This window comes from Bacillus cereus group sp. MYBK216-1 (assembly GCF_051916495.1).
Lineage (GTDB): Bacteria > Bacillota > Bacilli > Bacillales > Bacillaceae_G > Bacillus_A > Bacillus_A thuringiensis_K.
The window spans coordinates 706,361-727,086 of record NZ_JBQAGT010000002.1 but is presented as its reverse complement, the minus strand read 5'-3'; the positions used below and the strand labels follow the sequence as shown (position 1 = coordinate 727,086).

The following is a 20,726-nucleotide window of genomic DNA, read 5'->3' as shown; positions in this document are numbered from 1 at the left end:
TCCCTCCAATAATGTATAAAATATAAGTATTTATCCACAATTATTAAAGCTGTAAAATAAAAAAACTTTCTTTACAGGCGTAAAGAAAGTGAAATTGACAGTATTTATTTACTCATTAAATAGCAACGTCTTTCCCACTTCCCTACGCTGGCATTAACCAGATCAGGTACTAAGAGTCTCAAAATCACATTTGATCTCAGCCTATAAAAGGCCCCCCTAGTGGATAAATATTTTGTTTTTATAATGTATTCATCATAGCATACTTCGTGAAACTATCAAAAGAATTCGTTATATGATTCCCTTAAAACCCTTCTTCTTTTCTAACTTTTAATGATGTTTCAATAATCATATCTAATAGTTTGCTATAACTAATTCCCGCTGCTTCTGCACTTTTTGGCAATAAACTTGATTGTGTCATCCCTGGTAATGTATTAATTTCCATTACATATGGAATTCCGTCCTTCACCATCATATCAACTCTTGCATAAACACTACATTTTAATGCTTTATAACAAGCAAGTGACGCTTTATTTACACGTTCATTAATTTCTGCTGGAAGTTCAATAACTTCCTCAACTGTACTAGTATCATCATATTTTGCATTGTAGTCAAAGAACTCGGCTGCATGTCGAATTGAAACTATAGGTAACTGTTTTCCATCCAGAATTGAACATGTAATTTCATCACCTTTTATATACTTCTCAATTACTACTTCAGAATCCCATTCGAATACAGTTTCTAGCATTGAGATCAATTCATTTTTATTATAAACGATTTTCACTCCGACACTCGATCCGCCAGAGTTTGGTTTTACTACTAATGGAAATCCTAACTTATCTAACTCATCAAGATTTAGATCCTCCATTTTTGTAAGTTCAATCCAATCTGGTGTTTCTACACCTTCATAACGTAAAATCTTTTTCGAAATATTTTTATCCATACATATACTGCTAGATAACATATTACTTCCGCTATAAGGAATCCCTAAACTCTCCAGTGTTCCTTGAACTGTCCCATCTTCTCCGTATTTTCCGTGTAACGCGAGCAACGCAAAGTCAATGTCTTTCGCTTTTTCAATTAAATCCACTTTTTCATTTAATGTAATTGGAACTATTTCATACTTATTTTTATCTAAATGAGCAATCATTTCATTCCCCGTCATAATTGAAACTTGTTTTTCAGACGATACCCCGCCCATAATAACACCGATTTTCATTTTCTCAACTCCAAATTTCATTTTTTAATGTATCACCAATTATTTTAATTCCCCGAACTATTTCTTCTTCTTTCAAGCGCGAAAATCCTAATCGGAAAGTGTTCGCTCCTTCTCCATCAGAGTAAAAAACATCTCCAGGTGAAAACGTAACGCCTTTCTCATAACACTTTTGTAAAAGTGTGCGGGCGTTCATATGCTCTTCTAGCTCTATAAATAAATGAAGTCCACCATCTCCAGTCATTCTTTTAAAAGGAATGTACTGGTTACATGTCCCGACAGCTAACTCATATTTTTTCTTATAAACAGATCTTGCCTTTTTTAAATATTTTTCAAAATATCCCTCATGTAAATATTGAAACAGAACAGCTTGATCTAGCGTAGATGTGTGAATCGTTCTTGCTCTTTTTACGCTTTCTAAATAATGAATCAGCTCTTTATCTGCAATAATCCAGCCTACACGTAAACCAGGGAAAAGTACCTTTGAAAAGCTACTAATATAAATCACATTATTGCCAGCTCCAGCAAAAGTTAATAATGGAGCTAAATGTGAACCTGAATAACGTAGTTCTTCATTAAATCCGTCCTCTATAATAGGAACGTTGTATTTTGAGAATAACCTCATCAATTCCGTTCTTTTCTCTGAACTCGTAACAATACCAGTTGGATTATGATAAGAAGGAATTAAATAAGCAAAATCAAAATCTTTTTCACGCAAACTTTTTTCAACTTCATTCGTATCAATACCATCCTCATGCATATCAATCCCATGAACTTCAAGTCCATGTAAACGGAAAAGCTTAAGTGCAGCGTGGTGAGTTGGATTCTCACAAATGACACGACCGGATTTTTTTGATAAAGAAGAGAGTACAATATCCAATCCTTCTGTAAATCCATTTGTAATTAGAATATCTTTATTTGAAATGTCTACACCTTTCATTTCCATGTAATGAAGTAAATAATTCATTAACGGTCTATATCCCTTTGCATATCCGTAGTTCAATACGATGTCCCCTTCAATGGACATACGAGTAAGAAAAGCTCTTTTGAAATTTTCAACATCAAATAGCTTCTCATCCGGGGCTATACTATTAAAAACAATCATTCCTTTTTCCCAACGAACACCATGTTTCATTAAATCTAATTCATCCGCTAATGCGGTCACTGTATTAAGTTTATTTTTCCAATCTATTTCAACAGACGAAGTGTTAGATATATCCACCTTCGCAACAAAGTTCCCTTTTCCTTTAACTGCATAAATGAGTCCTTCTTGCTCTAAATCTGCATAAGCAGCGAGTACAGTGTTTCTACTCACGCTTAGTAATTCACTTAGTTCTCTTGTTGATGGAATTTTTTGATCCCCGAGCAAATGCCCTTTCATAATCATCTTCTTCAAATAATCTTTCAATTGAATATAAACGGGACGATCTTTAACAACTTTAAAATCCTTAAACAATTTCTTCCCCCCTGCAATCATTTTTGCATATTTATTTCATTCTCAAAAGGTCCACGACATATGTATTTTTTATAAAGGGCGGTACGGTCTTACAAATCTTTTCGATATAAGTTAATTACATCTTTTAAAGCTGCAGCTGCAGCGCCTCTTGGATTAGAAGCCCCACCAATTGTAGTAACTTGTCCCATCGTATCTGTAAAGAACGTAATTCCTTTTTCAGTTCCATTTACTTTTGCTAACGGATGTTTTTTTTCTATTTCGCACGGTTCAACATTTAAATTGATATTGCCACCCTCATCCTTATATGTTGATGCTATTAATTTAATAATTTTATGTTGTTCCTTAGCATTTCGAATTTGCTGTTTTGTAACGTGCTCGATTCCTTTTATATGTATATCAGTAAGTGTTTTATCTGTTTCCATTAAGCGGTTTGTCAAAAGTAACAATTTACACGCACTATCTGAACCACTTATATCTAATATAGGGTTTGTCTCAGCAATTCCTTTATTTTGTGCTTCTTTCAGTGCTTCTTCAAATGTCATATCTTCCTCATACATTTTCGTAAGAATATAATTAGTTGTTCCATTTAATATTCCTTCTATTTTTTCAATACTACAACCAGCTAAACTAAATTGTCCGATATCTAGTGTCGGTAGTGCAGCGGCTGTTGCACCGCTATATCGAATTCGTACATTTGCGCCTCTTGCTGCTTCATTTATTTCTCTCCAGTTTGTAACGAGCGCACCTTTAGAAATTGCTACTATATCCATCTGTTTCTCAATCGCTTGTTTCATATATTGTTTCCCTGGATTTCCATCTTTAAGATTTGTAACTGTTGATTCTACCAATACAGTACCACTTATGCTAGTTGTTGCACGTTCCTTCGGATGATACTCTAAATATTTTTCAATTGCAGCGGTACCGCCACCATACATTAATAAATGATGAAGTGATAAGCCGTCTTCATTATGTATTGCAATATTTCTCCCTAATACGCCACTTACAACTAATTGAATCCCATATGTTTCATATATATATGAATATTTTTCATTTAATAATTTTATAAACTCTCTGCCTACTGTTCCGTATCCTGATAATACAACTTGAATTTTCATAATATCCCCCCATATTTTTCTACCAAATCCCTCTTTCAATATAATATAAAGCGCTCTCGAATTCCATCGAGAGCGCTTTATTATTACCTATTTCGGTAAACGTGATAGCTTTTCAGCAATTGTTCTATAAAACTCTTGAATGCTAGAAAAACCTATCGAGTCTGAAACACTTAACCCTACCATGTCGAGATGGTCCCAATTCGCTTTCGTTTCGATATGATTCCATTTTCCAATCTGTAATGACTCATTATTATTTACAGTAACATTAGAAGATGGTGCAATCATAGAATTTGTATTTACTACACCATCATTTTGCCACCAAGAAGTATCAACTAGCGGACGGTTTTCTTCATATCTCGCATAAGAACCTAAGAAAAATGCATTTCCCATTAACACTTTATTCATCGTTATATGAGGCAAATGTAAACCTGTTATAGGTGCTGCTTGTGATGCATGTCCACTATAGGATAAATAATACACATCTGGTTGCGTCTTTACCCAATTATTTAACTCCTTTGCACCATCTGTACTTAAATCCCATTGACTTATATCTTTTGTATTTTTCCAAAGTGAACTATTTAGAATACGATTACTATATTGGAAAAAGGACTCTCCAGCATTCTTCTTTATACCCCATTGATCCAATTTAAAATCATATAATGATAAATTATTGTTTCCCCCAAAGCTTGCAGCTGTAATGAGTAAATCTTTAACAAACGGCAGTAGAAGACTACCATCCGCAAGTGTTGTACCGTTGTGAGGGGTTGCTAATGTTGTAACACTATGAACATATGATTTTCCGCCTTCAAATAGTGGTGATATTTTGGTGTCTGGGTCGTTTTTCACATAATTCTTTTCTTCAAAACTCCCTTCTTTTAATAGCTGTACTAATGTTCTAATCGTTTGTCCACCCATGCTATGTCCAACTAAATGAACTTTATTTGTTTCACTCCAATTCGGCGCAAAACCACTATAAGTTCTGCCAAAACGATTATGTCCATGTTTCTCAGCATGTACTGCACCATAGTCTACTGTCCCACCGCTAATTTGTGCATACAATTCACATGCACGATCCCAGTTACTAGAAACAGGTCCAACAGCTGCGGTATGTACCGTATAACCATTTCGTTTCAAATCTTCCTGTATATCATAAACACCACCCCAATATTTTACGCCAAGCATTTCTTCTCTACCCCATCCAGCAAATCCATTCACCAATATGATAGGATAATTATTTTGCTGCCTCTCTTCAGCGTATGATATTTTCGCTGCGAATGAACATACGGTCACTAATGCAAAAAAACATATTTTTAAAAATAACTTCCCCATACTTTCTCCCCCTAATAAAACGTTTACATTTTTCTTTTTAAAAAATTAACAGAATAATTTAACAACTTAAACATAATGTAAAGTATTTTATATACGTTGTATATATAGAAAACATATACAAATGTTGATAAATATTAATTCAAGTAAATATTTACTTTTTACAATATAACTTGTAAATCTATTTATTAGGATTTATAATTAGATATAGTTTCCTCATGTTAAAAAGATTTAAAAATCATAAGAAAACTAATCTCATTGCTTGAAAAGGAGGAAAAAGCATGCAAATCGGATCAAATATTCATACATTATCTCAACCTACTAAAATAACTCCATCTACTCTTGAGCATAATATTATCTCTTCTAGTAAACTTGAAAGTAAGAAAGTAAATGATCCTATCAAGTTTGATATTCGTTCATCTGAAAAAGAAATGAAACAGCCTGAGCATAAATTTAATGAATTAGATTTATGGAAGATGTTAAAGGATAAAGGTGTTCCTTTATGGATCATCCTTGAAATGCTACAAAAGGCTCGTAAAGAAAAAGAAGCCCAAAATAATTCAGTTCAAAATTCAAATGGGATTGAGGAAACAAACGAAACTCGATTAAATGAAGTAATGTAAAGCATAATAATTGATTTGTCTATAAACTAAAAAGAGTTCGAAACTGATGAAATTTTTATCAACTTCGAACTCTTTTTTAAGGTTTTTCGCCAATCGTTACGAATTGAAAAGATACTTCTCCTTCCAAACCTTTAATTAACTTTTTTACTTTGACATTTTCATTAATCAATGTATTATCTGTTGACATTTTAGGTTTTTCGTCACCTAGAGATTTTTTCAAATGAAGAAGATGCATTTTCATTTCATTTGCCTTTATTTCTTTATACACACTATTTTTTGCTATAATCATATACCATTCCGTTGAATATTTACGATTGTTGCCTATCCAAGCATCACTATTGTATGTAACAGGAATCTCTTCCCCTCCTATTTTAATACTTTTCATAGTCTTATCGGCTTCACTTGTAAATAATAGTGCTCCTTCTTTTGGGAATTTCGGTAACGTATCTATAATATAATTGGAGCCATTATCTTGTTTTCGAAAAAGTTTTTCTTTAATCAATGCTTGTGCTGTAGATTCATTTAAAATTAAGACATTTCCATTTCCAACTTCCCCTTTTTTCACAGAAAATACTTCATTTTCTTTCGTAATTTCCTGATAACGATTAATAATTGGTGAAATATTATTTTCATCTCCAATAATTAATACACCGTTTGCAGGAAATGGATTCTCCTTTTTAGAACATGCACTAAAACTTATTAATAGTAGTATCGTTAACATAAAAATAGTTAAAGTTCTTTTCATCTCGTTTCCTTTCATCATACAGTTCATTTTTCTACATACTTTATTGTAGTCTTACAAGCTAATAAATTCTATTGCTCCATAACCTTATAAAGCTTTTGCAGATAACGCCAACGGGTTATAAAGAAATATAAAACTTGTATACATATAAATGAAATTAAAATAACGATAGAGCTATTTATGATAGAAAAATCGACTAATTGCTGTAATGCTATATAAGCGACTACAGTATGAATCACTGCAACGACAATTGGTAAAAAGAACATTAATAATAACTGTCTCGTTACAACTTTTTTTAACTCACCTTTACTTAATCCCATTTTCGAAATCATTTTATATTGCTGCTGATCGCGATCCAAATCTGTATATAATCGGAAATAAATAAAACTAGCAGCGAATGTAAAGAAGACAATTCCGACTAAAATACTTACCATAAGTAATAAACCATTCTTTTGCTTTGCTTCCAACAAGTTTAATGTTAAAGCTTCAAAGTAGAAATCTCTGTCCCTAAGATCTTTATCGAATATACTCTTTAATTGATTGGAAATCTCTTTCGTTTTTATCCAATCATCTACAACAAATCCGTAAGTACGATATGGAATTTCTTTATTAACTGGGTCACTAGTAAGAGGCATTCCATCATATACCTGATCTTGAACAGCGATATAAATAGTTCTAGAATCGTGTGGTAAAACTAAATTTTCTACAGCTTTTTTCACATGAAATGTCTTTGTCCAGTCACCTTGAATGACTTCTATATTCTTTTTATACTCGCCATTTTTAAATTCTTGTTTTTGTGATACGACTCCAGGAATTAATAAAATTTCATCTTCTTTTTCAATTGTTTCTTGTTGATAACCTAGTGCTTTAGCAAGATCGTTGTATTCACTTAACTTCATTACATTTACGCCATTTTCTGTGTATATATATGAAGATGAAGCCATTCGATACGGAATATTAGCATCAGAAAGGTGCTTTTTTATAATAGAAAGATTTTTATTCAATACTTTGTCATTTTCAAGACTTCCATACAAAAATGTATAGGGATTTGTCATCCTTACCAAATCCCTATTTCCAATTGCGGCTGTTGTACCAATTGCTGTAAATGCAACTGCTGAAACAATAGATACTATAAAAAACATCGTTGCATTATCTTTCATACGGTAAATTAATTCAGAAAATGTTAATATATTTGTTCTCTTTAAAAAGAAAGAGTCCCTCCTTTTAGCAAGGCGCAATATATACACGCTACACTGTGTATATAAAAAGTACGTTCCTATAATTACTAGGAGCACACCTATTCCAAGCGTAATAAAATTGGTACTTGGTATGAAGCGAAATACTGAAAAATATCCATACCCTATACTAATTAAAGAAAGTAGCGATAATAAAACTGAAGATTTCGGTTCAGGTTTTGGCTTTTCCTCTGCTCGAATAAGTTCCACAAGTTCCGTTACTTTTATCATTTTAAATGTAAATAATGAAACAATTAAAAACAAGAAAAGAAATGTGATAACTGTTAATAATACAGCCCGCACTGGTATATAAAAAGGTAAACCATTATTAATCATTAATACACTTGCACTTATCAATAAGACTAGTTTAGAAAATATGAGTCCAATGAAAATCCCTATACAAATTGAACCAAGTCCAATCAACATATTTTCAATTAATAATAATTTCTTAAGCTGTCTCATTGACATACCTTGCATCAATAAAACGCCAAATTCTTTCTTACGCGTTTTTAAAAACGAACTAACTGAATATAAAATGAAGAAAAATGAAAATACAAAAATCAATCCTTGCGAAACTGAAAATCCCAATGTACCAAATGCACTTATTGTTGCACTTGTCGATTTCAACTCACCTTGTAAATCAGGATGAAATAATAAAATAGCATACGTAAAGAAAATCATAATAGAAAATGCACTACTTAAAAAATGGGCAGCATATGTACGCTTATTGCGAAAAATATTATTAAATGCGAACTGACGAAAAGTCATGCCTTTTCCCTCCTAACAAAGAAAGGACATCCATAATCTTTTGATAAAAAGTTTGCCTACTTTCACCACAATAAATTTCGTTATATAGTTGACCATCTTTAATAAAGATTACTCGGCTGCAAAAGCTCGCTGCATACGGATCATGTGTAACTAACATCATCGTTGCTTTTTCTTCTTTATTTAGAGTATCAAGCATCTCCATTACATCATTTGAAGATTTAGAGTCTAAATTCCCTGTTGGTTCATCTGCAAGTAACAATTGCGGCTTATGAACGATCGCACGAGCGATTGCTGTTCTTTGAGCTTGTCCCCCTGATATTTCAAACGTTCTTTTATTCAATATATCTGTAATATTTAACTTCTCTGCAATCTCTTCCAATCGCTTGTTCATTTCTTGCACGGAAACACCATCTAAAGTCATCGGCAATACGATGTTTTCTTTTACAGTAAGTGTGCTAAGAAGATTAAATGATTGAAAAACAAATCCTAATTGTTTTCTGCGGAATAACGCTAATTCTTCTGATGATAATTGAAAAGGATTTGTGCCATTAATAAATATTTCTCCCGATGATGGAGAATCAATAGTAGATACCATATTTAATAACGTTGTTTTCCCACTACCTGATGGACCCATAATTCCTACAAATTCACCTTCTTGAATTGATAAATCAATATCTACTAATGCTTTATAAGGTACTTTCCCTTTATATACTTTACTAATACTTTTAGCCTGTAAAATTTCCATGTATATTCTCCCTTCATTTCCACTACTCACTATAAAGTGTAAATGAATTATCTTACAGCTCATATTGATTCATCTTTCATTTACCTTACACGCTTGTAAGATTTCTAAAAAAACTGACAACATAATTATTTCAAACTAAAATTAACGCATAACTATCTTATAATAATTGTATAGTAGTAGGAAATATAATGTATAATAAATCTTTATTATATAAATGAGAAAAGACCGATTGCTATCGGTCTTTTACTACCAAACGTTATATTTTTATCCACTCAGATTTTCTCAATATATAATGATTATATATTTGATTTTCTATCCTCTGTTGGCTCTTATAAATAAACCCGCATTTTTCAATAACTTTATTTGATGCTACATTGTTAATTAAAGCAATTGCGTTAAGGACATTTAAATTTGTTTCTTTAAACAAATAGTCAATTAAACCTTTAGTCGCTTTTGTAGCATGGCCATGATTTTGATATTCATTTGAGATAGCATACATTATCTCTCTGTTTGGTGAAGCGAGTTCTTCTTTCATACCTGTGCAGCACCATCCAATGAGTTGATTTGTAGCTTTCTTAAATATTCCTAGCTTTAACATATGATTATCTATGTTATTCGTAGTTTTCACTGCATCAAGAAATGCTTTGTTTGCTGGTATTTCATAATCTGCAATCCAATCCACCCTTTGTTCTTTCGTTGATTTCCAGTCTGGTAAAAATTTTGCTATTTCCGGTTGATTTGCTATTTTATAAATACTCTCTGCATCTTTGACAGTAAACTCTTGCAAGTATATATCTCTACAATCTATTTTAAATAACTTAGTGAATCTCTCTTCTCCCATGTTAATCCCCCTTACTTACGTTATAGCTCCTTAATCTGCTTCGTAAGTTCCATAAACCGTTCATCCAGTGCTTTATATTCTTTGTCTTTAGAAGTTAAAAAGCTTAATTTTCCTAATACTTCTTGTCTCTCTGTTTCTAACGTTAAACGTAGCTCTTCAATATCATCTCTTGTTTTAGTAGGTTCTTCTAGCTGCTTTTGTATCGTATTGTTTGAAAACACGAGTTTTGTGTTAGTTGTTTTCTCCAGAAAATATCGATCGTGAGATACAATTACTAATGTTCCGTTATACTCAGCTAATGTATTTTCAAGTTGTTCACGTGAAGGTAGATCCAAGTGATTCGTCGGTTCGTCTAAAATGAGTACATCTTTTTCATCTAAAATATAAGCCATTAGCTTACACTTTACTCTTTCTCCCATACTCATATGCTCAATCGGCTCTTTCCATTGAGACGCTTGGAATCCTAAATGTTTCATTAAATTTTGGACTTTTCCTCTTTCTTCAAACGTCTCTTTAAAAAATAAATTTTCTGGTGTTTTATCAAGCGGTAAATCAAAAACTTCTTGTGTTAAATAGCCGATGTTTGCTGAAGGTGAAATCCATATTTCTCCTTCAGCAGTTTCCGTTCCCATAATCATCTTCAGTAATGTTGTTTTCCCACTACCGTTTGGTCCAACAATCGCAACTTTCTCACCGTGCTGAATTGTAAAATTAACGTTTTCAAATAATACTTTCCCATGAAAGTCTTTTTTTAATTGCTTCACTTCTAAAAAACGTTTTCCTACTTTTTTGTTCGCTTGAATAGAAAACTCAACTGAATACTCTTCTTTCACACGTTCTACTTTCGCTTTCTCCAGCTCTTTTTCAAGTCGTTTTCGTTTTGACTTCACTTGTGCATCCATTCGCTTCGCTTTTACACGATAGAATTCTTTCACACCTTCTTGTTTTGTAGACTGCGCGTGTGCCTTTTGTGACCATGAACTCAATTCTTTTATATGTGTTTCTACTTGTTCTATCTTTTTTTGCTGCTTTTCATATTCACGCTGCTGCGACTTCCTTCTTTGCTCATGTGCTTTCATGTAGCTCGTATAATTACCACTATGCTCAATTAATTTTTTGTCCTCAATTGACCATATTTTTGTTGCGACAACATCTAAAAAATATCGATCATGCGATACAACAATAACTGTACCTTTCATGTTTTTTATTTGTTTAATGAGAAATCCCGTACTGATCTCATCTAAATGATTTGTCGGTTCGTCTAATATTAAGACATTAGGATTTTCAGCAAATCCTTTTGCTAATCGAATTTTCAGCTTTTCACCACCACTTAAAGTATGAAAATCGTTCGTTGGCACGCCCCATTTCGCAAGAAGTTCTGCTTCTTTTGCAATTACATCATTACTAATAAAAGATTCTATTTCTTGCTCAACATATGCGGTTGTCATATTCATTTGCTGCCATTCAACAATCCCTTTTGAAGGCTCAATCTTTCCATTTATTAATTGAAGTAACGTTGATTTACCAGCACCGTTTTTACCAATTAATCCGATAACATCCCCTTGTTTTACTGTCACATTCATTTTCTCTAACAACATATTTTCTTTTATTTCAACATAAACATCATTTAATTTTAATAGTTCTTTCATAATACCGATCCCTTTCATTAAGGGAGAATAAAAAAATCCTCCCAAATAAATTTGGCAGGATTAGTCGTTAAAATATTTACACCCAAATAAGCTATTACGTAACATAAATAGCAATACCGTTCTATGGAAATTGGGCAGACTAATCCTATTTTTTAGAAATTGAAATTTATTGAATTTCAACATTTAAAAATAAGATTAGTTAATCATCGTCCACCCATCATTCCTTTCCGTCATTAGTAACCATATTGTACCATGATAATACTGTATGCGTAAATATTATTATTTGTACTACAAAAACCATTATTTTTCATTTCTACAATTTCATGTGCTCGTATCTTTAATTTTTACTAATTTGTATCGTTTATTCATATGAAAACTTAAAAAAAAATACAAAACAAGGCTAAAAAACTTATCTCCAAAGTTCTTTAGCCTTGATCAATTTTTACACATTAAAAAATATTACTCGTACTGCCGTACCTTTATCAACTTCTGAATGAATCTCTACACTATGACCTAATTGTTTTGTAATTTCATATACAAGATATAGCCCCATTCCTGTTGATTCTTTAAAACCTCTACCGTTTTCTCCTGTAAAGAAAGGTTTGAAGACTCTTGGTAAATCTTGCTTCGGTATACCTACGCCATTATCAGCAATTTCAAGTATAACGGTATTACCTTCCTTACAAGCTTTCACTTTAATCTTTTCTCTACTTCCTGATGAATATTTAATCGCATTCGATAGTATTTGCCCAATTAAAAATTGTAACCATTTCACATCACTTTCTACAGTAATGCCTTTATCAATTTCAAGCTCTGGATATACAAAATTCCGGATAAAGAACCGTTTATGCTCATGTACCGAATCATTCACTATTTTATGTAGTTGTACTCTTTCTACATAAAAATCTTGTGTAAATGCTTCTAAACGTGCGACATACAGAGCCATTTCTAATCCCTTTTTTAATCGATCAGTTTCCTCATTTATACTTTCAAAACGTGAATCTACTTCATCCTGTGTAATTAATTCTATTACAGATAAAGGTGTTTTCATTTGATGGATCCACTGATTCATAAAGGTTAAATGGTCATTATTTTTTCTCTCTTGCATTTGCAGCTGATTTTGATAATGTCGATATTGCACCTCAACTAGTTCTTGAAGAGCAGCCGATACAGCTGCAAAATCAGATTTTTGAACAGATTCATCCAAAGATTGCATCGGGTTTGCTAAGCGCTCATAAAAAGAACGATGTGTAAAATAACGAAACACTAAATAACTTCCCATAAAGAAAACCCCTAGAAACATTGCATATAACGCCGTTGTAATGTGATTATGCCCATCAAACCAATATACGAGAAATATAGCTAGTAGTTGAATTATAGTAAAGCAAATAAGTGGTATATGATCACGTATAAACAACCTTATCATTTTTCTATACCAGTATCCCAAGTAATATGCAATCTATATCCAACACTACGAATCGTTTCAATCGCACCTTCTATATGTAACGTTTGTAACTTTTTACGCACACGTGTTGTATTTACACTTAATGTATTATCATCAACATAAGATTCGCTATCCCATAATTTATTTAACAACACTTCCCTACTCACAACACGCGGATAATTTTTCATTAATGTCTCTAATAAAATAGCTTCGTTTCTCGTTATATCAATCTCTTCGTTTCTAAGTTTCAATACAAGTCTTTCAGGATATAAACAAAGGCCTTGTTGCTCAATCATTCGCTCTTCTAGTTTCGGTGCATAATCTCCATATGCACGTCTTAAATGACTACGAATTTTCGCCACTACAACTTCATAATGAAAAGGCTTCGGAATAAAATCATCGCCACCGTTTTCTAACGCCATAACTTGATCCATCGTACCTTCACGAGCCGAAATGAATAGTATCGGACATGTAGAAACACCACGAATTTGACGACACCAAAAGTAACCATCAAAACTCGGTAAATTAATATCTAATAAAACTAACTCTGGTTGTTCATCTAAAAAAATGTCTAATACATTTTGAAAGTCCGATACAATAACTCCTTGATAACCATATTTCGCAACATATGTTGATAATAGTTCTGCAATTTTCATATCGTCTTCTACAATCATAATTTTGACCATTATTGAACTCCTTTTTAATGCACAATCTCAAATATACTTATATAAAATAAATACTACCTCTTTTCACAAAATCCGTAAATTAAAAAAAGGATGCTTTTATACAAAAGTATCCTTTTTCGTCCCTTATCTATTTAATATGAAATTTACTAAAAGTAAATCCTAGTTTCTCCACATAATCCATCCCTAATTCCATACGCGCCGTTTTCAACGGGTCCACAACTTGGCAAACTTTTAAATTACCTGCTGCCGATAATAAAAGAGTTGCATCAGCTTTAGACATTGCTAATTCTTCATGTAAAAATGTCACCATATTATGTACAGCACGACTTGCTGCATCATCTAACAATTTCTCTGAAGCAATCGTCATCATTTTTTCTTTTTGAATAGCCATTGGTAACGGCCATTTCTTTTCTTTTATAATTTGAACTGTTACAGTTACCTCACCAGCAACCTCTACACCACTAACACCAATTTCACCATCCCCCATCGCTGCGTGTAAATCGCCTAATGCTAATAGAGCACCAGGAACATTTACAGGTAATAGCAATGTCGTCCCTTCTTTTATCTCTTTACAATCCATATTTCCACCATGATCATGCGGGGTGCCACATGAAATGCTCTCTTCTTTCGGCGCAGTACCAATAACACCAATCATTGGATTAATCGGGATTTGTAGTTCACTTGAAAACAAAACATGTTCGTTATGTATTGGGACAATTTTCACTGTATTTTCATTTAACTCATCCCCCATTACACCAAGGTTTGCACCTGTAGTTAAAACGCCCTGCTCTGCAATTTTAATTTTTTCAATCGTTACGACTAATATATCACCAGGTTCTGCACCATTAATAAATACTGGACCAGTCGCTGGATTAATTCGGTTCCAATCTAATTCTTGAAACGCAACATCTTCAGAATCAATTTGATTTTCAAAGCAATCATATGTTTCAAATACAAGACGACTCCCTATTTCTACTTCGATACAAGGCTGATTATCTGGTGACATTGAGTAAATGATATGGTCTTTATGAATTCGATACATAATACCTCTCCCTTTTATATTTATCTACTATTACTAATTAGCTTTTTTTATACAAGCTCCTCTTAAAGTTAATATTATTTTTATGTAAAAAAGCACGCAGATTGTTTTATAACATACAATCTTTACTATAACAGAAAGGTGGTATTGCTATGCCCCTTATTCCATACAACGAAAGTGATGTTGATTTACTAGCTCGTTTAATTCGTGCTGAAGCTGAAGGCGAAGGTCGCCAAGGTGAGGAGTTAGTTGGATGCGTTGTAGTAAACCGTGTATTTTGTGATTGCTTAGATTTCAAACAACTCCGTACCGTACGCGACGCTGTATATCAAAGCCCCGGCGGATTCGAAGCAGTACAATACGGGTATTTTTACCAACGCGCTCGTGAATCAGAAAAAGAAATCGCACGAAAAGTTTTGCAAGGTGAATGGCGCTGGCCCGCACGATGGGCACTTTGGTATTTCCGTCCAGTTGGAGCTTGTTCACCTGAATGGTATAACCAGCCATTTGTAGGACAGTTTAAAAGCCATTGTTTTTATGAACCAAGTGGTGATGAATGTCCGAAAATGTATTCACGATAGTAAAAAAGAAAACACTGAAAGTACCTGCTTTTATATATACTTTCGGTGTTTTCTTTTTATTCAAGTAATCTAATAGTAAGATAAAATATTTAACTCCTATAACATTTTATTAATTGAATATTCAACATGTACTGAAGTTTCTTAGACTAATAGAAACCAAATGGTATATAAGAGATTATCACTAAATAACAACTTTTAGTTTTAATATATATATTTGTTTATAAAAAAATGATAAACTAATTTACGCATTGGAAAAATTTTATAATGATAAAAAGGGGATCACTATGAAATTACTACGTTTATTTCTCATTCTAACTCTTGTTGTATTATTAAGCGCATGTGGTAATACAGCAGTAAAAGTCACCAAGGTTCAAAAAAACGGCGAAACAACTTTAAACATTGGCTCCCTGAAAGGGTATTACGATGTACAAACGATCAAAACTGAACAAGGAAATGTACAATTCCCTTTTGATGCAACCGTTGAAGAGGGTACAATTTTATTACAAATCACTAAAGACGATAAGGTCATTTACGAAGAAGAAGTCACTTCTCAAAAAGAAGGTTTACTTTCTTTTGAAGCACCAAAATCTGGATCTTATAATTTAATTGTACGCGTAAAGAACGAAAAAGAAAAAGCAAAAGGTATACAAATACATACAAAACTATAAAAAAACGGCAAGCGAATTCTAGCTTGCCGTTTTTTTTATAACTCAATTTTCATAATATATACTTATCGATTAAACGAATTGTTTTGTGTATACTTCATCTTTATTTACATTCTATATTTAGACATTATTCTTAAAAAATCTTCTAAAATAAAAATTAAGTTATGATTTCCGGAATTTTAGTTTAATTACCTAAAAAAATTCTTTATCGCTTCTAATTGAATTTTGTGACTACACTCATCACAACAATATACCCCTTTTGGTTTTTCTTTAAATCGCTTATATTTTTCACTACCTTCGTAAACACGAAATATATTTTTACAAGAAAAGCAAACAATTTCGTAAAACATCATATGCATTTTCCTCTCCTTGTTTATACACTTTTTTAATCACTTGTGAGAAGGTCATTTTTCTACAGTATAAATCTTAATATCCTCTGACTAAAAGGTTTACCTCTATTCTTATCGAATTATATTAATATCTTATAACGCGAGGTGAACATCTTGTTCAGTGATATAGAATTAGTTTTAGATGCTAAAGCAAGTTTAGCTGAAGGACCATGTTGGAATGAAAAAAAGCAACTTTTATATTGGGTTGATATTATGGAGAGAAAATTATGCATATACAATCCTACCGCTAATACGAACCGAGTAATTGCACTCAATCAAAAAATTGGCTGTGTTTTTCCATATTTAGAGGATGTACTACTCTTAGCTATGGAAAAAGGCTTTTATTCTATTAATGTAAATACCGAAAAACTGACACATATTTTTGACCCTGAACCACATTTAATAGAAAATCGTTTCAATGATGGAAAATGTGATCCAGCTGGTCGTTTCTGGGCAGGTTCTACAGATACATACGGTATGAATGCTGTAGGTTCCTTGTATTGTTTACATCATAATTTAAGTGTAGAGAAAAAAGTTTCACATGTAAATACATCAAATGGAATTGCTTGGTCACCTGATCATACATACTTTTACTTTATAGATACACCTACTAAAAAAGTGGTTCGCTATCAATATAATATACGTACTGGAGAAATTCATAATCCAAGTGATGTAATCATTTTCTCTGAAAATGATGGTCTACCTGATGGTATGACAATTGACGAAGAAGGTTGTTTATGGATTGCACATTGGGGAGGTTCAAAAATAACTAGATGGAATCCATCTACTGGAGAACAAATATTAAGCATTCCAATTCCTGCGTTATATGTAACATCATGTACATTTGGAGGACCTAATTTAACAGATTTATATATCACCACAGCAAGAACAAGAATGACTGATGACGAATTAAAAGAGTATCCACATGCTGGTGGTATTTTTCGAATTCAAACAAATGTTAAAGGCTGCCCCACCTATTCATTTTGTAATAAAAATATTGGAACTGAAACAATATGAACCGTATCGATTACATAAGACAAGAAGAAAAGAAATATCACGATCTTTGCTATGAACAATATAAATTGTTTGAAGCTGGCTCTTGGCTTTATAAACCGGTTAAAACAGTTATGGACTTAATGAACTACTTTGAAGGGCAAAACAAATTACAAGTACTTGACCTTGGATCTGGCGTCGGTAGAAATAGCATTCCAATTGCACAAATAATAAAAAATTATAATGGCACTGTTACATGTGTTGATTTACTTGATTCCGCTTTAACAAAGCTAAAAATTTATAGTAAAGAACATGATGTATTCGAGGTTATAAAAACAGAACAAGCAGAAATTGAAAACTATCATATTGACTCTAACGCTTATGATTATATCGTTGCAGTATCAAGTTTAGAGCATGTTAAATCAAAAGAAGCTTTTAAAAAAGTGCTCCATTCTATGAAACAAGGGACAAAAAACGGCGGTATTAATTGTTTAATTATTAACTCTAACATACAAGAAATTGTTTTAAAAACGAATGAAGAAGTAAAAGCTTTAATTGAAATTAATCTCCCAACCGAAGAAATGATACGTCTATTAAAAAGCATTTATAAAGGATGGAAAGAAGTAAAAGTTGAAATAAAAGAATTAGCTTATAATATAGTTCGTAATGAAAGACACATTCAATTAAAAACAAATGCTATAACGTTTGTAGTTCAGAAATAATCGTATAATAAAGATATGGTTATTTCTCTCAGATTTATTTTTATTGCACGAAATTTGCAAGTATAAATATTTATGAAACAAAAAAATAAAAGAGCACTTGTTTCCGCAAGTGCTCTTTTGGGGATTTTGAGATACCCTATTAACGAAAGTTAAGGTTACTTAAAGTTAAAAGGTATTTATATTATATGCTTGTCCTTTTTATTTGTGCATAGTCAATATATAAACATCTTTAATCATTCTTAATAACTTTTAGTTATCGTTCTTTCTTACATTTTATCATTAAGAAATTGATTGAAGGTTTATTTACTATGTTCTTATTTGGTTCATCAATTTCCGAAACTTGTACTAATCCATATTGATTAAAATCTTTTTTTATAGATTCAGAATCATAGAAGAACATTTTTACACCTTCCATTATCTCATAATAATCTTTATCCAACTGTTTTCCTTTTCCGTACATGGGAGCTTTTTTAGAAACAGTTGTAAAAACCATATATCCACCTGGTTTTAACTGATTATAACAATCTTCAATAAATTTTTCTCTTTCCTGTCCATTCAACAAATGAAGAAGTGCATGACTAAATATCCCATCATACAGTTTATTATCAAAAGGCATTTCGTTTACTGAACCGTGATACATACTAACATCTTCTAGTCCGTTTTCTCTTGCTAAATCGATCGCTGTTTTCGAAATTTCAATACCTGTTACATTTATACTATTTTCGATAAATACCTTTGCGTTTCTACCATATCCAATACCGGGAACTAATATGTCCTTAATGTTCTTTTCTAGAAAAAAATCTTTTGTCAAAATTGCAGATTCTGTAGGTTCAAATCCCCACATTGTTTGTTTCTCAATAAAACTTGATTCCCAAAATTCCATTATGTTTCTATCTCCTTGTTTTCATCTCATTTTTAGTATCACATTAAAAACTTATCAACTTTTACACTGCGGCTACCTATGCCAAATTAATTTTTTACCACATTCACTTTAGGTCCATTGAATATAGCATAATTATAAGTCTATATCTATTATAATGACTGGTTTAAAATCCACCCTATTTTATTAATCCTTACGCTTGTAGAAAATAAAAAAAGCCAATGCTACTTCCATTTAGAAATTGTTCCACCTCCCTTGATTTCAATTCAAAGAAATGAATGATAAGTAGTATGCTTGCAAATATGATGGCCGCGAATATAGATGGGACTACTTTCCTACTTAATACAGGCTCTACAATAATACGCGCAATTGATACTACTATAATGATTTCAACTCTTGTCATTTGGCTAACAGATTTACTACCTGTCATTTTTAATGCAAGAATCCCAGTGAGAATTAAAGTAATGCTTTCAACAATAATATGCATAATAGCCCAATCCTTTAATGGTAAATGTTATTAGCATTCTAGATGCACTTTAAACTTTTTGGTGAAAATTAAAACTTACATATATAGAAAATGGATCTATTTAGATCCACCTTTTTTCAATAAGAATTTGATGATCTATTTTCTATTGTCAAAAAAACAAAAGCACCCAAATGGATGCTTATAGATTAAACTTATTCATTATTACTTTCTCCACTTTTATCATCAACTGATTTCAAGTCTAACATGCTGCCTATATCAGGCGGTAAAGCTAGCTCTATACCAGCTACTGGTTGATTATCTTCATTAAACCATTGTTTCTTAAATTTACTCAATTCTTCATTTTTCTTATTTCCATCCATATTACCCCGCCTTTTATGTACGTGATATTAAATACTTTACTTAATATGTACATTGAGAAAGATAATATACGATTTGTACATAATGAAAGAGCAACAACCCGTTGTGCCTATTAAAAATTAACACGTACATGCTACTCCTCGTTTTATTATCATATTAATGACAAAATATATGTAAGCTACGTGACAAGTACGTTGTCATTTTATTCATATGAGACAAATACTTTTAAAGGAGTAATTATTCCTTGACTTAATTCCTCAAAACATTTTTCAAGTGCAGTATAATGAATTTCATATTGAAAAATCTCTTCTATCCATGGCGTCTGTTCTATTTGACTAAAAAACCAATCTGCATGTTTTTGGTAACCATATCCATCACTTGAACCAATGATTTTCAATTCTTTTCGATAAAATTCGGCGGTTAATGTTAAGTCTTCTATATTACCATCAGAAAGAATACATATCGCTCTATTACTATTAATAGCCTTTTGTAATGTGTGAAACCCTCTATTTGTAGCAGAACATTCCAAACCGTAATTATATGTTTCTATTATTTGTTTTTCTGAATCAAAGAGGTTTTTCGCACCAAACTTCTTTGCAAATTCTCTTCTATTTTTATTTGGCTCAACAACATCCACATGCTCAACACCTACATAGTATTTTAAGAAATAACAAGCGAGTAAACCAATAACTCCCATTCAAAATAAATGCTATACTTTAAAGATATCATCTATTGGTAGTTTATTTCCATTTGAAACAATTATGTCCTAA

The 20,726-nt window shown here is 32.1% G+C and carries 20 protein-coding genes, 2 pseudogenes and 1 riboswitch; of the genes and pseudogenes, 5 read left to right on the top strand and 17 right to left on the bottom strand.

The genetic code is table 11. The annotated features are described in order from the left end of the window. Positions 1-122: 122 nt before the first annotated feature. Positions 123-228, bottom strand: a riboswitch (TPP riboswitch). A gap of 73 nt (positions 229-301) precedes the next feature. The 4 genes from ACTFRH_RS09195 to ACTFRH_RS09180 form a co-directional block, all read right to left on the bottom strand. Further along, positions 302-1,216: a D-alanine--D-alanine ligase gene (locus tag ACTFRH_RS09195; protein ID WP_001999863.1), complete on the bottom strand. Its 915-nt coding sequence runs from the start codon at positions 1,214-1,216 to the stop codon at positions 302-304. 4 nt (positions 1,217-1,220) lie between these two features. Continuing rightward, positions 1,221-2,669, bottom strand: coding sequence for a MocR-like pyridoxine biosynthesis transcription factor PdxR (gene pdxR, locus ACTFRH_RS09190; RefSeq protein ID WP_000471613.1), 1,449 nt, complete (start codon positions 2,667-2,669; stop codon positions 1,221-1,223). An 89-nt stretch (positions 2,670-2,758) separates the two neighbouring features. Then, positions 2,759-3,784 (bottom strand): homoserine dehydrogenase, encoded by a 1,026-nt coding sequence (locus ACTFRH_RS09185; protein ID WP_000701765.1) that lies wholly within the window; start codon positions 3,782-3,784, stop codon positions 2,759-2,761. A gap of 87 nt (positions 3,785-3,871) precedes the next feature. Next, positions 3,872-5,113: an esterase/lipase family protein gene (locus ACTFRH_RS09180; protein ID WP_000517076.1), complete on the bottom strand. Its 1,242-nt coding sequence runs from the start codon at positions 5,111-5,113 to the stop codon at positions 3,872-3,874. A gap of 278 nt (positions 5,114-5,391) precedes the next feature. On the opposite strand from ACTFRH_RS09180, the gene ACTFRH_RS09175 reads away from it, so the two are divergent. After that, positions 5,392-5,733: a DUF3914 domain-containing protein gene (locus ACTFRH_RS09175; protein WP_001165512.1), complete on the top strand. Its 342-nt coding sequence runs from the start codon at positions 5,392-5,394 to the stop codon at positions 5,731-5,733. A gap of 76 nt (positions 5,734-5,809) precedes the next feature. Here the strand turns inward: ACTFRH_RS09175 and ACTFRH_RS09170 are convergent, their stop codons facing one another. The 8 genes from ACTFRH_RS09170 to ACTFRH_RS09135 form a co-directional block, all read right to left on the bottom strand. Then, positions 5,810-6,496, bottom strand: a complete 687-nt coding sequence (locus ACTFRH_RS09170) for a lipoprotein BA_5634 family protein (protein WP_000975421.1) — start codon at positions 6,494-6,496, stop codon at positions 5,810-5,812. A gap of 50 nt (positions 6,497-6,546) precedes the next feature. Further along, a complete protein-coding gene (locus tag ACTFRH_RS09165; protein ID WP_000144141.1) occupies positions 6,547-8,478 on the bottom strand; it encodes an ABC transporter permease in 1,932 nt (643 codons plus the stop codon). Then, positions 8,453-9,223, bottom strand: a complete 771-nt coding sequence (locus ACTFRH_RS09160) for an ABC transporter ATP-binding protein (RefSeq protein WP_000404440.1) — start codon at positions 9,221-9,223, stop codon at positions 8,453-8,455. The genes ACTFRH_RS09165 and ACTFRH_RS09160 overlap by 26 nt, the downstream gene beginning before the upstream one ends. 256 nt (positions 9,224-9,479) lie before the next feature. Beyond that, on the bottom strand, positions 9,480-10,064 hold the full coding sequence (locus ACTFRH_RS09155; protein ID WP_000503534.1) for a GNAT family N-acetyltransferase: 585 nt from the start codon (positions 10,062-10,064) through the stop codon (positions 9,480-9,482). Between the two features lie 20 nt (positions 10,065-10,084). Further along, complete coding sequence (abc-f, locus tag ACTFRH_RS09150) at positions 10,085-11,713, bottom strand: ribosomal protection-like ABC-F family protein (protein WP_033703558.1); 1,629 nt, start codon at positions 11,711-11,713, stop codon at positions 10,085-10,087. Positions 11,714-12,155: 442 nt separating this feature from the next. Continuing rightward, entirely contained in the window at positions 12,156-13,139 is a 984-nt protein-coding gene (locus ACTFRH_RS09145; protein WP_002164031.1) for a sensor histidine kinase, read from the bottom strand. Next, positions 13,136-13,843, bottom strand: a complete 708-nt coding sequence (locus ACTFRH_RS09140) for a response regulator transcription factor (RefSeq protein WP_000239007.1) — start codon at positions 13,841-13,843, stop codon at positions 13,136-13,138. Before ACTFRH_RS09140 ends, ACTFRH_RS09145 begins: the two co-directional genes overlap by 4 nt. A 127-nt stretch (positions 13,844-13,970) precedes the next feature. After that, entirely contained in the window at positions 13,971-14,885 is a 915-nt protein-coding gene (locus tag ACTFRH_RS09135; protein WP_000285656.1) for an acetamidase/formamidase family protein, read from the bottom strand. A 149-nt stretch (positions 14,886-15,034) separates the two neighbouring features. Between ACTFRH_RS09135 and ACTFRH_RS09130 the strand changes: the two genes are divergently transcribed. Further along, entirely contained in the window at positions 15,035-15,463 is a 429-nt protein-coding gene (locus ACTFRH_RS09130; RefSeq protein WP_001128399.1) for a cell wall hydrolase, read from the top strand. Between the two features lie 284 nt (positions 15,464-15,747). Then, complete coding sequence (locus ACTFRH_RS09125) at positions 15,748-16,131, top strand: BA_1872 family lipoprotein (protein ID WP_000771814.1); 384 nt, start codon at positions 15,748-15,750, stop codon at positions 16,129-16,131. Positions 16,132-16,316: 185 nt separating this feature from the next. On the opposite strand, the gene ACTFRH_RS09120 is transcribed toward ACTFRH_RS09125, so the two are convergent. Then, a complete protein-coding gene (locus ACTFRH_RS09120) occupies positions 16,317-16,487 on the bottom strand; it encodes a DUF2197 domain-containing protein (RefSeq protein WP_000551046.1) in 171 nt (56 codons plus the stop codon). Between the two features lie 144 nt (positions 16,488-16,631). Between ACTFRH_RS09120 and ACTFRH_RS09115 the strand changes: the two genes are divergently transcribed. Beyond that, positions 16,632-17,534 carry an SMP-30/gluconolactonase/LRE family protein gene (locus ACTFRH_RS09115; RefSeq protein ID WP_000490518.1) on the top strand — a complete coding sequence of 301 codons (903 nt, stop codon included), beginning with the start codon at positions 16,632-16,634 and terminating at the stop codon, positions 17,532-17,534. Beyond that, complete coding sequence (locus ACTFRH_RS09110) at positions 17,531-18,232, top strand: class I SAM-dependent methyltransferase (protein ID WP_001079456.1); 702 nt, start codon at positions 17,531-17,533, stop codon at positions 18,230-18,232. The genes ACTFRH_RS09115 and ACTFRH_RS09110 overlap by 4 nt, the downstream gene beginning before the upstream one ends. A 253-nt stretch (positions 18,233-18,485) precedes the next feature. On the opposite strand, the gene ACTFRH_RS09105 is transcribed toward ACTFRH_RS09110, so the two are convergent. The 4 genes and pseudogenes from ACTFRH_RS09105 to ACTFRH_RS09090 form a co-directional block, all read right to left on the bottom strand. Further along, complete coding sequence (locus tag ACTFRH_RS09105; protein ID WP_000397589.1) at positions 18,486-19,115, bottom strand: class I SAM-dependent methyltransferase; 630 nt, start codon at positions 19,113-19,115, stop codon at positions 18,486-18,488. A 217-nt stretch (positions 19,116-19,332) separates the two neighbouring features. Further along, positions 19,333-19,599 (bottom strand): annotated as a pseudogene (locus ACTFRH_RS09100) (DUF421 domain-containing protein); the annotation flags it as partial. A 191-nt stretch (positions 19,600-19,790) separates the two neighbouring features. Continuing rightward, positions 19,791-19,958: a hypothetical protein gene (locus tag ACTFRH_RS09095; protein WP_000348946.1), complete on the bottom strand. Its 168-nt coding sequence runs from the start codon at positions 19,956-19,958 to the stop codon at positions 19,791-19,793. A gap of 200 nt (positions 19,959-20,158) precedes the next feature. Continuing rightward, a pseudogene (locus ACTFRH_RS09090) lies at positions 20,159-20,653 on the bottom strand (alcohol dehydrogenase); the annotation flags it as partial. Positions 20,654-20,726 lie beyond the last annotated feature (73 nt).